At 41.4% G+C, this 14921-nt stretch carries 13 protein-coding genes; 11 read left to right on the top strand and 2 right to left on the bottom strand.

Annotated features, from left to right (window positions below):
* Positions 1-3: 3 nt before the first annotated feature.
* The 3 genes from arcC to AC0MXB_RS11925 all read left to right on the top strand — a co-directional run bounded on the left by arcC (position 4) and on the right by AC0MXB_RS11925 (position 2099).
* On the top strand, positions 4-942 hold the full coding sequence (gene arcC, locus AC0MXB_RS11935) for a carbamate kinase (protein WP_474039910.1): 939 nt from the start codon (positions 4-6) through the stop codon (positions 940-942).
* Between the two features lie 144 nt (positions 943-1086).
* A complete protein-coding gene (locus AC0MXB_RS11930; protein WP_474039909.1) occupies positions 1087-1509 on the top strand; it encodes a MarR family winged helix-turn-helix transcriptional regulator in 423 nt (140 codons plus the stop codon).
* Positions 1510-1697: 188 nt separating this feature from the next.
* Positions 1698-2099 carry a pyridoxamine 5'-phosphate oxidase family protein gene (locus AC0MXB_RS11925; protein ID WP_474039908.1) on the top strand — a complete coding sequence of 134 codons (402 nt, stop codon included), beginning with the start codon at positions 1698-1700 and terminating at the stop codon, positions 2097-2099.
* A gap of 90 nt (positions 2100-2189) precedes the next feature.
* Here the strand turns inward: AC0MXB_RS11925 and AC0MXB_RS11920 are convergent, their stop codons facing one another.
* Positions 2190-3584 (bottom strand): aminotransferase-like domain-containing protein, encoded by a 1395-nt coding sequence (locus tag AC0MXB_RS11920; RefSeq protein WP_474039907.1) that lies wholly within the window; start codon positions 3582-3584, stop codon positions 2190-2192.
* Between the two features lie 106 nt (positions 3585-3690).
* Between AC0MXB_RS11920 and AC0MXB_RS11915 the strand changes: the two genes are divergently transcribed.
* The 8 genes from AC0MXB_RS11915 (at position 3691) to AC0MXB_RS11880 (ending at position 12428) form a co-directional block, all read left to right on the top strand.
* Positions 3691-4422: an AzlC family ABC transporter permease gene (locus AC0MXB_RS11915; protein ID WP_474039906.1), complete on the top strand. Its 732-nt coding sequence runs from the start codon at positions 3691-3693 to the stop codon at positions 4420-4422.
* Entirely contained in the window at positions 4412-4729 is a 318-nt protein-coding gene (locus tag AC0MXB_RS11910) for an AzlD domain-containing protein (protein ID WP_474039905.1), read from the top strand. The genes AC0MXB_RS11915 and AC0MXB_RS11910 overlap by 11 nt, the downstream gene beginning before the upstream one ends.
* A gap of 225 nt (positions 4730-4954) precedes the next feature.
* The gene (locus tag AC0MXB_RS11905) at positions 4955-6631 is read left to right on the top strand and encodes a methyl-accepting chemotaxis protein (RefSeq protein ID WP_474039904.1); all 1677 of its coding nucleotides are present in this window, start codon (positions 4955-4957) and stop codon (positions 6629-6631) included.
* Positions 6632-6693: 62 nt separating this feature from the next.
* A complete protein-coding gene (locus AC0MXB_RS11900) occupies positions 6694-7410 on the top strand; it encodes an L-2-amino-thiazoline-4-carboxylic acid hydrolase (protein ID WP_474039903.1) in 717 nt (238 codons plus the stop codon).
* Between the two features lie 83 nt (positions 7411-7493).
* Positions 7494-9350, top strand: a complete 1857-nt coding sequence (locus AC0MXB_RS11895; protein WP_474039902.1) for a sigma 54-interacting transcriptional regulator — start codon at positions 7494-7496, stop codon at positions 9348-9350.
* Between the two features lie 171 nt (positions 9351-9521).
* The gene (locus AC0MXB_RS11890; RefSeq protein ID WP_474039901.1) at positions 9522-10370 is read left to right on the top strand and encodes a fumarate hydratase; all 849 of its coding nucleotides are present in this window, start codon (positions 9522-9524) and stop codon (positions 10368-10370) included.
* Positions 10371-10398: 28 nt separating this feature from the next.
* Positions 10399-10941, top strand: a complete 543-nt coding sequence (locus tag AC0MXB_RS11885) for a FumA C-terminus/TtdB family hydratase beta subunit (protein ID WP_474039900.1) — start codon at positions 10399-10401, stop codon at positions 10939-10941.
* A gap of 83 nt (positions 10942-11024) precedes the next feature.
* Positions 11025-12428 carry an anion permease gene (locus AC0MXB_RS11880; RefSeq protein WP_474039899.1) on the top strand — a complete coding sequence of 468 codons (1404 nt, stop codon included), beginning with the start codon at positions 11025-11027 and terminating at the stop codon, positions 12426-12428.
* A gap of 399 nt (positions 12429-12827) precedes the next feature.
* Here the strand turns inward: AC0MXB_RS11880 and AC0MXB_RS11875 are convergent, their stop codons facing one another.
* A complete protein-coding gene (locus AC0MXB_RS11875; protein ID WP_474039898.1) occupies positions 12828-14696 on the bottom strand; it encodes a sigma 54-interacting transcriptional regulator in 1869 nt (622 codons plus the stop codon).
* Positions 14697-14921: the final 225 nt, after the last annotated feature.

Below are 14921 nucleotides of genomic sequence, written 5' to 3'. Positions count from 1 at the left end.
AAAATGGACAAACAATTAGTTATCGCTTTAGGCGGGAATGCTCTAGGCAATACTCCTGAAGAACAGAAACAAGCCGTTCTGGTTGCCGCCAGTCACATTGTGAACCTCGTCAAGGATGGCTATAAAATCGTTATTGTTCATGGGAATGGGCCGCAAGTCGGTATGATTAATTTGGCTTTTGAACTGGCCTATACGCAAAATTCCAATGTTTCCGCCATGCCTTTTGCTGAATGTAATGCTATGAGTCAGGGATATATTGGATTTCATTTGCAAAATGCTTTGCAGAATACCTTTGTGCAGCAGGGCATGGCAACACACGTATCTACAGCGATTACCCAGGTTATTGTCGATCCCAAAGATTCAGCGTTTCAGTGCCCAACTAAGCCCGTTGGACTGTTTTACTCAGAAGAGGCAGCAAAAGAGATCGGCGAAGAACGTGGTTACACCTTTGTTGAAGATTCAGGCAGAGGTTTTCGGCGCGTTGTTCCTTCACCTGATCCTGTTGATATTAAAGAAAAGGGAACGATTCGTTGTCTCATGGAAAATGGCGATGTTGTGATTGCCTGTGGTGGCGGCGGTATCCCTGTATATCGGGAAAATGGCCTGCTTCATAGTGTTGATGCAGTGATTGACAAAGATAAAGCGGCAGCAAAGTTGGCAGATGTTATTTATGCCGATACACTCATTATTCTAACGGCAGTGCCCCGTGTTGCTGTTAACTTTGGCAAGCCTGATCAAAAGTGGCTAGAACGTATTACTGTGGAAGAAGCCGAAAAATATATGGGAGAAGGACACTTTGCTCCTGGGTCTATGTTGCCTAAAGTTGAGGCGGCTATTAAATTTGTTAAATCTGGATCAGGCAGGGAAGCTATTATCACATCGTTAGAGAATGCCTACCAGGCAGTCACTGAAAATAATGGTACAATTATCTGCCGGAAATGAGCTAAGTAAATATTACTAGAGAAGGCCATCGCATCAAGAAATTAGTGCGATGGCTTTTTGGTGTAAGATTTGTATGTGAGAGAAAATTTACTATTGACGAAAGTTAGATATCTAACTATAATAAAAACCATGAGAAGAAATAATATGATTGCCTTATCAAGCAGATTAGCAGAAGAAGCCCACAAATTAATTGTTAGTGAATTAAGAGCGCGTGGAATCGAGGGAATTGTTCCGTCGCATGGCGGGATTCTCATGCAGCTTTGTCATGGAAATACATTTACAATGAAGGAATTAGCCGAAAGAATTCATCGTACGAAACCAACCGTAACGGTCTTGGTAGATAAGCTGATTAGCTTGGGTTATGTGACAAAAGAAAAATGCAGTAAAGATAGTCGGGTTACTTGGATTCGACTTACCCAGAAAGGCGAAGACTTAAAGCCGAGTTTAGCTGAAATTTCAGCTTACGTTAATTCAATTGTTTATAAAGATCTGGCGGAAGAGGAAGCTGAGAATGTTGAAAGGCTATTAGCCAAAGTGATTGGCAATCTTAGAGATTATACGCCATAAACATGTTGTGGTCGATTGGAAGTTAAAAATTTTTAAAAAATAATAGTTAGATGTCTAATTTCAATGGGGTTCTTGGGGTAGAATTATATTGAAGCGCTAAAACCAATATAATTGTATTTGCATAGGGCCTAGTCATTGCATGTAGTGTGCTGAAGCACTATAAATAAAATCTGGAGGGATCATGAAAAATGAAAGAGGTTATTGAATTTTTACAAGAGAATGTTACAGGGGTATTAGCCACTGTAGCAGAAGGAAAGCCAAAGGCTAGACCTTTTCAATTTATGTATGAAGCAGATGGCAAGTTTTTCTTTTGCACCAATAATACTAAAGACGTGTACAAGCAATTACAAGCAAATCCATATATAGAGTTCTCTAGTACCTCGCCGAAATTTGCTTGGGTTCGTTTGGCTGGTCAAGTTAAATTTAGCAGCAGCTTGTCTGATAAAGAGAAAGTATTATCTACTAGTGGCTTGGTAAAATCAATTTATCAAAGTGCCGATAATCCCATTTTTGAAGTATTTTATGTCGAACATGGAACAGCCATTCTTGCTGATTTTTCAGGAGAGCCGCCTAAAACATTTACTTTTTAATGGATAAGCTTGATTGTATCGTAACCGCATCGTAGTAATCTTATCGTAAAATAGCAGCTGCTGATTTGTTATTCAGACTTTGAATATAGATTAGTGACTGCTTTTTTGTTCTAATAAACTTTTAATGATTTTTATGGCCTTTTCTAGTTGAGCATCATTTTCTGGCGCGGCAATGGCAAGTCTCACCGCATTTACGGCTTTTGGATTTCCTACGGCAAAGCGCTCAGCGCCGTAGACTCGGACTCCTAACTGATAGGCATTGGCAGCAAATTCTTCGCCAGTCATCTTTTTCGGCAAAAGAAGCCAGCGCATAATGCCCTCGGGACTTCCCCAAACTTTATGATTTTTTAAATAGGTATCAACAATTTCATTTCTTTGCTTATTTACTAAGCGATGTTTTTCGATGATTTTTTCTAAATCGCCGGAAATGATCATGCGACATACGAGTTCGGCCATCATGGGAGCTACAGAGATATTCATATTATAGAGCGCTTCGGTTAGTTTTTGCTTATACACTTCTGGTACAGCAAGAAACGCGATTCTGAGTCCTGGTGAAACGACTTTGGCAAGACTGGAAATATAAATGACGTGTTCAGGAGCATAAGCGGCAATGGGGGGACAAGGCTTTTCTGTTAGGAGACTATGAATGGCATCTTCAATGATAATGAGGTCCTCTTGTTTGGCGAGGGCGGCAATAGTTTTTCGATCTGTGTCTGACAAGGTATGAGTTGTTGGGTTATGAAAATCAGGTATGATATAGAGACCTTTAATATTTTCATTTTTGCAAGCATATAAAATTCCGTCAGCTGTCATTTCATTATTGTTTTGTTGAATGGGGATTAAGCGGATCCCCAGCATATTGGCAGCTGTTTTAATGCCGGGATAGGTAAATTCATTTGTGCCAATGCGATCTCCTGGTTGAAAGAGACCTGCTAATACGGCAGTGATTGCATTTTGCCCGCCATTCGATAATAGTAGTTGTTCAGAAGGTACCTTATAGCCTGCTTTTCCTATCAGTTTGGCTGCTGTTTCTTTTTGCCAGAGTGTTCCGCCTGATTTACCATATTGAAACAGTTCGCCAAAATCCGGTTCTGTAATCATTTTTTTCAGCTGGGTTACAATCGTTCGGTTGGCACTTTTCGCAGGGAAGACAGGACCCATTTCAATAACCTCTAAAGAGTCCTCGTCGTGTAGCAAAAAAGGATTCGCCGCAGCATCAGAAGAAACAAAGGTTCCGTTACCAATAGTAGAACAAATGATTCCCTTTTGTTCGCAAAGTTTGAAGGCGCGCGAAATGGTGCTTACATTAATATCGAGAAAATCAGCTAGTTCACGTTGCGGCGGCAATTTTGTTCCCGGCGTCAATAACCCGCTTCTAATATCAGTTTCTAATTTTTCGGCAATTGCTTTATAGAGTGGGCCTATTTTTTCATTGAATTCCGGCTTCCAGCTCATGGGATAATTATCAAAAGAATTCACTGGCATATTATTCACTCGCTTTTAAATTGTTTTGCATACAATTATAACATTGTATGTATTGTCTTACAATGTTACAATGCTGTAAAAGAAAGCAAAAAGCGAGGGTGAACGAATGAATAGTAAAAATGCCGTATTGCCATCTAACTATCTAATCCTTGATCCTGATTTTCGTCGCGGCGTTATTGCTAGTGGCCCTATTTTACTTGGCGTAATTCCTTTTGGTATTACCTGCGGAATTATGGGACTCACAGCAGGGCTTACGCCACTAGAAACGGTTCTGATGTCGCTCTTGGTATTTGCCGGAGCTAGTCAGTTTATTGCAATCACCATGCTAGGAGCTGGATTATCCAGTTGGAGCGTGATTACTTTAACAACACTACTAGTCAATTTGCGCCATATGTTAATGGGAGCTTCTTTGGCAAAATATCTGGTGAAACAGCCGCTTTCACGGCAGCTTATATTATCTTTTTTGCTGACCGATGAAGCCTATGCAGTAACGATCAGCCGTATCTATCAAAGCGGCTATAGCTCGGCGTATCATCTGGGCGCCAGCCTTAGTATGTATGTGACTTGGGGCTTGTCTACCTTGACTGGGGTCTTAGTCGGAGGATATATTCCTGATCCGCTAGTGTGGGGTCTTGATTTTGCCATGCCAGCTACTTTTTTGGTATTGCTTTTCCCGCGGCTAACAGATCGAATCAGCATTATTGTATGTGTTGTATCAGCTATAATTGCCGTGCTTGGCGCTGTCTATCTTCCAGGAAAGTGGTATATGATTGCCGCTTGCTTTGGCGCAGTACTTATTGGTGGTTTATTGGAAGGGGCGAAGAAACGTGCGCAGTGAAATTCTTTTTATTATTTTCTGTATGATGGCCGTAACATTTGCCACGCGGTTTAGTTGTGCGGCTCTATTTCGTCAAACCGGAATGCCGACTTGGCTAGAACGCTGGCTAAAACATATTCCTACTGCTATTCTTACTGCTTTGATTGTTCCAGCTTTAATTTTGCCAAAAGGCGAGATCGATATTTCATTGCAAAATCATTATTTATTAGCAGGAATTGTAGCTGCCGCAGTTGCCTATAAAAGTCGTAATATTGTTGCCACCTTGGTGCTAGGGATGGGAACTATGCTAAGCTTACGATTGCTGTAAGATCCTAAAGCCTCTAAAACGTAAATAAGAACAAGCCAATTAAGGTTATAGAATGAGCCTTAATTGGCTTGTTCTTATTTACGTTATTTCTATTTTAATGCCTCAGATCTTTTATCTTGACGCAGAATCACCAATTTTATAAGATGATAGTAAAATATAAACATTTACGAAAATTGGAATTAAATGTAAAAATGCCCATTTAATTGTAAAGGGAGAGCGGTAAGCATGAACTATTTATATTCTTCTCGCGGCAAAATAGTTTTATTAGGCATGATAATAGGTATTACGGTAATTATTAATTTACTTATTATTTTTCAAGCTGTTCAGTTTAATTCACGCGTAAATAATGTTACATATCCTGTAACATCGTTGGCGAATCAGATGGAACTATCTATTGTTCAAGTTCAGCAATATTTAAGTGACATAAGTGCAACGCGGGCGCAAGATGGCAAAGATGACGGTTTTAAAAATGCTGAAGAGAGCGCTGTAAAGTTCAAAGAAGCTTTAACGAAGTATAAACTACTTAAACCGGAGAAGGAACAGGAACTTCGTGAGTATGAGCGAGCTTTTGATGAATACTATCAATTGGGCAAAAAAATGGCCGAACAATATGTAATTTATGGACCTACTGGCGGCAATAAATTAATGACGGACTTTGATGACAAGGCGGACAAGCTTGCTGATTTTACGGAAGAAATAAAAAAGGCCAGCGAAAATGATATTGCTTTTGATTTAGGAAAAGTAGATTCTTTAATTAAGCTGATTTTTGTTATAAGTTTGGTTAGCGGTATAGTCAGTATACTAGTGTGTGCTTTTGTTGCTAAAAAAATCATTACTTCTCTTAATATGATTACAAAGGGAATTCAAAAAGATAAGGACGGGTATATTACTATTCAAGAAATTCCGCTATATTCGAAAGATGAGTTCGGAACAATTGCAGATTCTATTAATACACTTGTTTATCAAGTGAAAGAATTTATTCAGCAGGTAACAAGCTTTGCGAGTGATCTTTCTGCTTCTTCGGAAGAGCTTACTGCTGGCGCAGCACAGTCCGCGCAAGCAGCGAATCAAGTGGCGCAAACTGTTGCTGGTATGGCTGGCGGTACGGAAAAACAAATGATAGCCATTGAAAATACAGTTGCTGTTATTACTCAGATGTCAGCGGGAATACAAAATATTGCAACTAACGCTAAAGATGCTTCAGATGCTTCAGATCAATCGTCGGCGACGGCCCAAAAAGGAAGCCAAGCCATAGCGAAAGCAATTGCGCAAATGGAAAGTGCTCAAAGTGCCGTAGCGCGATCGGCACAGGTGATGACAACCTTGGAGGAACGATCAAAGGCGATTGGCTATATTGTTGGCGACATATCCGGTATTGCCAGTCAGACAAACTTATTAGCATTGAATGCGGCGATTGAGGCGGCTCGATCTGGTGAGCATGGACGTGGTTTTGCTGTAGTTGCCGAGGAAGTGCGTAAATTAGCGGAACAAGCGCAAGAGTCGGCTAAGAGAATTACGGGTCTGATTTCAGAAGTGCAGTATGATACAGGCGCTGCAATGACGGCAATCGTTGAAGGTTCAAAAGAAGTTCTTGCTGGGGTTGAAGCAGTAGATGCTGCGGGGCAGTCATTTGCAGATATTCATAGGACTGTTAATGATGCGGCTTCGCGAATGCGTGAAATTACAGCAGCTATTGAGCAGACGGCAAAAGGAAGTCAGCAAGTCGTGGCGTCAGTGGACGCAATTAATGGGATCAGCAAAGAAGCGGCAAGCCAGGCTCAAACTGTATCTGCTGCTACAGAGGAACATTCTGCAACGAATGAAGAAATTGCCGCGTCCAGTCAGAAGCTTGCTGATATGGCAATGGATTTAACCGAGGCGGTCAGCGCTTTTAAAATGTAACGAGTTAAAATATAAATATTATTCTATCTGAGGCGATCATGATATCGTAAGGGAGTGAAACAATGATTGAAGAGCAGAAGTTAGATGCGCGCAGTCATGCCTATTTATTTGGCGCTATTGCCAAGAATGTGATTGACACGTTTGGTGAGGCGGGAATTGAAGCAGTCGGCAATGGCGTTGTTCATTATGGCAGACAGCGAGGCAAACGGATGGCTTTACGAGCCCAGGCCGATGGTGTTGAACTTACCGCTTTAAACTATATTGCCTATGGGGAATGGAGCGCTAGAGAAGGAGAGATGGACTTTTCTGTTCCAACTAAGGACCCCGATATTCAGTTTTTTATTAAGAAATGTCCTTGGCACGATCTATGGCAAGAAGAAGGCTGGCTAGAAGCATACGGCTATTTATATTGTAAGTATGTAGATGTAGCCATTGCGGCAGGCTATAATTCAGCGCTGGTTTTTGATATTGTAGAATGTCGTGGCTTGGGTGATAAGGCCTGTGATATGCGGCTGTTGCAGGCCAACGTATCGAGTATGGAGGAAGAGCAATTTGCTGAACGAGTGCAGCTTTTAGGCAATAAAGCTAAGATGCCCTGGAATTATCACTGCGCTCACTTATTTAAAGCCTTATGGGAGGTCATTGTTGCCAGATTTGGCTATAGGGGTATTCCGATAATGCAGGAGTCACTAGATCTGTTCGCCAAAAGGTATGGAAAAGAAGCAGTAAATCGGATACTAGAATTCATGAATCAAGATTTTAATACGGTGCCCCATTAACAGTGGGCATTCTATGCAGCCGTGTTCAGATGTGCTAAGATGGCAGTAGCTTATTTTGATACATCCGTACAAGGAGAGAGAAAATGGCTAAAATTAGTTTAATTGCACCAAATCAAGAAATAGCGGAGTTTGCTGTCCAAGCAAAAGAGCGATATCACTGGGATATTGATATTTGCGTTGAATTAATGGAGGCAGCCGTTCAAAAGGCGCTTACTTTAAAACATAAGGGAACTAAAATTATTATTTCTCGCGGTGGAACTGCTTTATGCTTAAAGAAACATGCCGACATTCCTGTCGTGGAAATCAAGATGACTTTGGGCGATGCGGCCTTGGCTCTGCAAGAAGCGCAAAAATATGGTAACCGGTTTTTATTTGTTGGATTCTCAAATCACTTGCAGGAATTAGATTCATTAGGTCCGCTTATGGGAATAGATATTGCGCAAGTTATAATTCAAAACTATGCTGAGGCCGAAGCTGTGATTGCACAGGCAAAAGAAGATGAGGTGCATGCCATTATCGGCGGAGCTGTGCAATGTGAGGCCGCCAAAAAATTGCAGATGCCTTCTGTATTTTTACATTCGGGCGTGCAATCTATTTATAATGCTTATAATGAAGCTAAGGCGATGCTAGATATTCTATCCATGGAAGAGCGTAAAACAGAAGAGTTGAAAACGCTGTTAGATAATACGGGAGAAGGCTTTGTCGCCATTGATAAGCACGGTAAAATCACCTTAATCAATCAGTCCGCCTTACGAATGCTCGATTGCAAAAATAAATCCTTAATTGGTCAAAGGCTAGCTGAAGCGTTACCCTTTATTGCGAATTTGAGCGAATCGTTAAATCGAGAAAACAGTGCTAAAGATGAAATTATTGCAATTGGCAAAAAGGTTTTTCTATATAATAAGATTTCGCTTTATGATCGCGGTGAGATCATTGGCGCTATGGCAACTCTAAAAGACGCCCAAAAGCTGTCGGAAGAAGAAGGGAAAATTCGTTTAAACCAGCATACCAGTGGATTATATGCGCGATATCATTTTCAAGATATCCAAGGGAAAAGCAGTTCGCTGGAAGCCGTAAAGCGGATTGCGCAAAATTATGCGAAAGTACATTCTACAGTTCTTATTACGAGCGAGTCAGGAACCGGCAAAGAAATGTTTACCCAATCGATTCATAATGCCAGTACGAGGAAGCATGGGCCTTTTGTAGCTATAAACTGCGCCGCTCTTGCGCCAACTATTTTAGAAAGCGAATTGTTCGGTTACGTGGAAGGCGCTTTCAGTGGTGCTAGAAAAGGCGGCAAAGCCGGTGTTTTTGAGCTGGCCCATGGCGGCACGATTTTTTTAGACGAGGTCGGTGAAATTTCGGTTTCTTTACAGGAAAAACTGTTGCGCGTTTTGCAGGAACGATCGGTAATGCGTTTGGGTGATGATAAAATGATTCCCGTTGATGTAAGAATCATTGCTGCTACCAATAAAGACTTAGTTCAGGAGGTAAAGGAAGGGCGTTTTCGAAAAGATTTATTTTTCCGGTTAAATGTTTTGCGACTTACGATTCCGCCGCTGCGGGAGCGAAAAAACGATATTGTTCTTTTGGCCAAGGTCTTTTTAAAAAAATATGTCTTAGGTGATCCCTTAATACTTCCGGCGGCGGCAGAAGTATTACTAAAACAGTACTCATGGCCAGGCAATGTAAGAGAACTGGAAAATCTCATGGAAAGACTAAGTATTATAGCTTTATCAGGAAAAGTGACTGAACGAGATTTACAGGAATACTTTCTCGAAATGGAAGGGCTGCAAGAAGAAAGCAGGAATCAGTCAAGTTTGGACCAGGCTAAGGTCGAGCAAATCCTTGCTTTAGTTCAAGGGAATAAAAGCAAAGCAGCTAAACTTCTTGGTGTTCATCGCAGTACCTTATGGCGCTTTTTAAATGAAAGCAAATAAATAAAAAAAGTGTTGCAAGAGACGATAAAAATGTTTCTTGCAACACTTTTTTGTTGTTCTTCCAATTAGGAAAACAGAAAAAAGTCCGAAAAGACAAGGCGTTTTATGATTTTAGGAAATTGGCATGTAAATTGCAAATATTCTATTATGTATAAAATTTAAGGAGGTTCGATGATGAGTAGAGTGTTAAACACGGACGTCGTTGTACCAGTTATTGAAAGACTTGTAAAAAAGGCTTGTTATGAATTAAGTGATAATGTCATGGAGGCATTTCGTAGCGCTTATGAACAAGAGGAATCTGCTCTAGGAAAAGAAACGATTCAGATCTTAATTGAAAATGGTGAATATGCCAAAAAGGAACAAATGGCTTGTTGCCATGACACGGGCGCTGCTGTTGTTGTTATGGAAATCGGCCAAAATGTCGCTTGGGAGGGAAACCCGCTTAAAGATCAAGTCAACGAAGGGGTCCGTCAAGGTTATGAAAAAGGGTATTTGCGTAAATCCATGGTAGCTGATCCATTAGAGCGCGTGAATACAAATGATAATACTCCGGCCATTCTTCATACAGAAATCGTTGCAGGCGACGCTGTTACGATTACGGTCATGCCAAAAGGCGGTGGCAGTGAAAATATGGGCGCTTTTAAAACTCTCTTACCCGGTGAAGGCGTAGAAGGTGTAAAAAATTTTGTTTTAGAAGTCGTCAAGCGGGCTGGCGGCAATCCCTGTCCTCCCTATACTATTGGTGTTGGTGTTGGCGGAACTATGGACAAATGCGCTTTAATGGCTAAAAAAGCTTTGCTTCGTCCGATTGGTAAGCGCCATGAAAAGCCCTTATATGCAGAATTGGAAAAAAATATTCTAGCTGCTGTAAACGAAACAGGCATTGGGCCTTTGGGAATGGGAGGACGAGTTACGGCTCTTGATGTCCATATTGATTATTATCCCTGTCACATTACGGCATTGCCTGTTGCTGTAAATTTCCAATGTAACGCAGTTCGTCAGGCGACAGAAACAATTTAAAACGAAAACAGATAAGGGGTGGAGCTTTATGGAATTAAAATTACCATTAACGAAGGAACGAGTAAAAACGCTGAAAGCCGGCGATGTAGCCTATTTAACAGGATGTGTTTACACCTGTCGTGACGCCGCGCACAAAAAAATTCAGGAAGCTCTTGCCAGAGGTGAGAAATCTCCGGTAGATTGGCAGAATCAATTAGTGTATTATGCCGGGCCTTGTCCGGCCAAACCAGGTAAGGTCTTTGGCTCTAATGGGCCGACAACGGCAGCCCGTATGGACCCCTTTGTTGAAATGATGTTTCAGCAAGGCGTGGTCGCTATGCTGGGAAAAGGAGATCGAGCCGATTATGTTGCTGATCTGTGTAAGCAGTATGGGGGCGTAACCTTCTTAGGAATTGGTGGAGCTTCAGCAATCAATGCAGATCGTATTAAATCGGCCGAAATTGTTGCCTATGAAGAGTTGGGAACGGAATCAATCAAAAAATTATATTTTGATCGTTATCGAGTGATTGTAGGAATTGATACCGAGGGCAATGTACTGCAAAAACAAGAAGTGCCCAAATACAAGCGCTAACATGGCGTAAAAGTGCAGGACCGCTTTTTGTTGCAGCAGTTCTGCACTTTTTCTTTGCCAGGTTATGAAAAGGAGTGCTAAATATGAATAAAAGTTTACTAAAAGGAATGGGAATCGTAGCTGCGGGAGTTGTAATTTGGTGTCTTCCCGTTCCTTTCGGTCTCAATCCGGCGGCCTGGAAGTTATTTGCCATTTTCGTAGCGACGATTTTGGGATTTATTATTCAGCCTCTGCCAATTGGTTCGCTTGCTTTCATGAGTGTAACGTTTACGTCACTTGCAGGCATATTAAAGCCGGCAGAAGCCTTATCTGGTTTTGGCAATACTACAATTTGGCTTATCGTGTCGGCTTTTCTTTTTGCCAAAGGATTTATAAAAACAGGGCTTGGCAAGCGAATTGCCTATATTCTTATCAAAAAAATGGGTGACAGCACGCTGAAACTCGGCTATACAATTGTTCTTAGCGATCTCATCATAAGTCCGGCTACGCCATCGAATGCGGCGCGAGCCGGGGGAATTATTTTTCCAATTGTACGTAGTCTAGCATCGGCTTTTCAATCAGAGCCGGGATCATCAGCGCGGCGCGTTGGTGCTTTTCTTATGCAAACAGGATATCAAGGCAATACTGTTACCTCGGCAATGTTTATGACGGCAATGGCAGGAAATCCGTTAATTGCTCTATTAGCCGCCCAGGCGCTTCATATTCAGATTACTTGGGGGCAATGGGCTATAGCGGCAATTGTTCCTGGTCTGCTGTCACTGCTGGTCATTCCTTATGTTTTATATAAAATTTATCCTCCCGAGTTAAAAGAGACACCGGAGGCGAAAGAGTTTGCGGCCAAAGAGCTAACGGTCATGGGCTCTATGTCAATGGGAGAAAAAATTGTTGCTGGAATTTTTGCGGGAGCTTTAATTTTATGGAGTACTTCTCAATATACAAATCTTGATGCAACAGTTGTCGCTATGCTCGCAGTTTCGGTGATGTTGGCAACCAAAGTTTTAGAGTGGAAGGACGTTTTAGAAGAAAAGGGAGCTTGGGATACGTTAATTTGGATGGGAGTATTAGTTGGACTAGCAGATTATCTGGCAAAACTCGGATTTATTCCTTGGTTTTCTAAAATAATCAGCGCAAGTATCATGGGAATTCCCTGGCTTCAGGCTTTTCTTGTGTTATTAATCGTGTATTTGTACGCTCATTATGGTTTTGCCAGTCTTACGGCTCATATTACTGCAATGTATTCGGCTTTTGTAACTGTAGTTGTTGCTGCTGGCGCTCCCGTATATTTAGCCGCCCTTGCCTTGGCGTTTATGTCTAATCTTTGCATGTCGTTAACTCACTATGCGGCCGCTCCGGCGCCGATCTACTTTGGTGCAAACTATGTAAGTCAGGGAGAATGGTGGAAATTAGGGTTTATTGTTTCTTTGATTAACATTATTATCTGGGTAGGAATCGGATCTTTATGGTGGAAACTACTTGGACTTTGGTAAGCAGCGAAGTGTTAAATGGCAAATTTGATAAGGGGGATTTTTCAAGCTGGAAAAGTCTTCGATAAAGCAATTAAGTTAGGTTATGGTAGGCAAATAATGAATCTTGTCAGTAAAATCAGGAATGTTATGTACGGTTTTTGGTATATTGGTGCAACTTCTAGCATTGATTCATTTTTTTTGATACAATGGATATAATGGTAGTAATTATTTTGGTCTGCAGGAAGGGGGAGACATTGTTTAAATGTTTCTTGGGAGTCTGAGAGCACGAGCCATGTCAGCTTCCTGTACACCAATAAGACTTATAGCAATAAGAGCTTTTATACAGGATAAAGCTCTATCATAATATGCTTGCGCAAAACGCTTTCTTTATCTTAGGGATAAAGAAAGCGTTTTTTTAGGTTAATCGATTTGTAGTTGTTTAATTTTACGCCATAAGGTGGAGCGGCTAATTCCGAGAAGTTTAGCAGCCGCGCCTTGTTTTCCCTTGCTTAAGAGTAAGGCTTGGCGGATTTGTTCGACTTCGTTGGATTTGATAAGACTTTCAGTTTTTGCCGCTTCCTCATGGTCAAGAAAACGATGAATTGTAGCGGCATCGATGGTTTCCTGTTTATGGACGGCAATAATGCGTTGCATAACATTTTGCAATTCCCGAATATTGCCGGGCCAGCTATAAGTGGCTAACGCCTGCAGTGCCGATGGCAGCAATTTAAGGCGATGCTTGTACAACTGATTGGGCTGATTCGTAAGAAAAAATTCAGCTAGGAGTGCAATGTCTTTTTCTCGCTGTCTTAGCGGCGGTAAATAAAGTTGTAAAACATTCAAGCGGTAATATAAATCGGCGCGAAATTGTTTTTGTTCGACAAGATCCCAAAGGTTTTTATTAGAGGCTGCAATAATTCGAACATCGATAGGAATTACATTGCTGCTGCCGACGCGTCGTATCTTTTTTTCCTGCAATACCCGCAGGAGTTTTCCCTGGGTAATATAATCCATCTCACTGATTTCATCTAAAAAAATAGTTCCTTTGTGAGCCACTTCAAATAGTCCCGGTTTTCCTTGCGCGTTTGCGCCGGTAAAGGCGCCGCCTACATAGCCGAATAATTCGCTTTCGAGAATTTGGCTTGGCAGCGCGGCGCAATTAATAGCGATAAACGGTTCGCTGCGGCGGTAGCTATAATTATGGATGCTTTGAGCAAATACCTCTTTACCTGTACCTGTTTCGCCTAAAATAAGAATAGAAAAATCGGTGATGGCAAAGTCTTTAGCCGTAAGAATCGCCTGCTGAATAGATGGACTACGGCCAATAATCGTTTCAAAATGAGATGTGGCCTCGTGAGTTTCTACATAGAGTCGTTTTCTGACTTTGGCTTCCATTTGTTGAATTTGTGTTACATCCTGAAAGGTAACGACAGCGCCGACAGCTTTGTGATTTACTAAAATTGATACTTTATTGCATAAGACATCGCGCCCGTTTATTGTAGTAATGTGGCTTAGATCGTCATTTTTTTGACGAATCATTTTGCCTAGATTTAAACTTGGCCATAGGTCATTAATTTTTTTACCAAGCGCATTTGCAGCTTTGACGCCTGTTAGCTGCTCGGCAAAAGGATTAAAGAAGGTAATTGTTTCTGCAGCATCTACGGCAAGAATGCCTTCATAAGCGTAAGTTAGCAGAGCTCGTAATATGTTTGATTTTTCTTTTTCTGAATTTTTGGCTGCAGCAATGCGTTTGGCTTCTAAGCATGACTGAATGATACTTTCTCTGCCGCTTTCAATCAGAATGGCCGGTTTCTGCTGCTTTTTTGCTGCCAGAATCGTAATGAAACCGCCGATCACTACCTTGGCACCAACGGCAAAAGCCTGCCTGACGCGATCGTCTGCTTCTGTTTCATTGTTGAGTTGGTAGCAGCGCAGATCGATTCCTAAACTATCCCCTAAGAGGTTAGCTCCATGGAGCAGTGAAGGAAAAGAAACTATAGCAATTTCTTTGCCATAGTTTTTAGCTTTTTCCAAGGCGCGAACAAGATCAAAAGCGGTAATGGGAATTTCAACAAGTGTAACAGGCAGTTTGGCCTCCATGATAGCGGCCGCGGTACCGCCGCGGGTAATGAGGATCTCACAGCCGTTTTCAATCAGTTCAGATGTTGTTTTGACGCCTTTACTCAGTAAGCCTTCCGCAACTTCCATATCAAAGTTTTGTTCATCACGAATCTGCAATGCTGTGTGAAACATTGTTTGATCAAGGGCTAAAAAGGCGATTTGTTTCATTCAAATCCTCCGTAAGACAAAATAGAACATTTTGTTTTAATTATAAAACAAATAAATGCTGTAATCAATGGAACGATTCGATAGAGCCTGATTTTATCAGGCTTTTTGTTTTGGCATACTTTGTGCTTTATATAAATAATGTTGCCTTAGAAAAGATAGGATATAGAGAAAAAAAGGAGGGATGACAAAAGTCTATCTACGAGATAAGGAACGGGCTTTACATGT

It is taken from the genome of Pelorhabdus sp. sgz311001 (assembly GCF_055901755.1).
This window is presented reverse-complemented; position numbering and strand designations above follow the sequence as displayed.